Genomic DNA, 346 nt, shown 5'->3' on the forward strand with positions numbered 1-346 from the left:
ATTCTTGTGAGTCTTCTTCAGCATTCTCTACAGGAGGATGGCCAGGCTTATGACCCTTAGGTGGTTTGCCAACTGGGATTGGTGGCTTGTGTCCTGAGAGTGGCTCCTCTTCTTCGGGAGGTTTGCCAACTGACGTTGGTGGCCCGTGTCCTGGGGGTGGCTTGTGTTTTGGGGGTGGTTTCACTCCACCGGGAGGTTTACCAATTGGTGTTGGTGGTTTGTGCTCAATCGGTGGCCTCTCAACTGGGGGGCGCTTGGGGTAATCAGCGAGTGAAGAAGTGGTGAGAACCACCACTCCAAGCAACAACACTAGCAAGTATGTGGAAGACATCTTTGAGTTTAGTCA

The 346-nt window shown here is 52.6% G+C and carries 1 pseudogene; it reads right to left on the reverse strand.

Annotated elements, in window-relative coordinates:
• Positions 1 to 184: pseudogene (locus tag FFM71_RS13990) on the reverse strand (hypothetical protein); the annotation flags it as partial.
• Positions 185 to 346: the final 162 nt, after the last annotated feature.

It is taken from the genome of Companilactobacillus huachuanensis (assembly GCF_005404815.1).
Classification (GTDB): Bacteria; Bacillota; Bacilli; order Lactobacillales; family Lactobacillaceae; genus Companilactobacillus; species Companilactobacillus huachuanensis.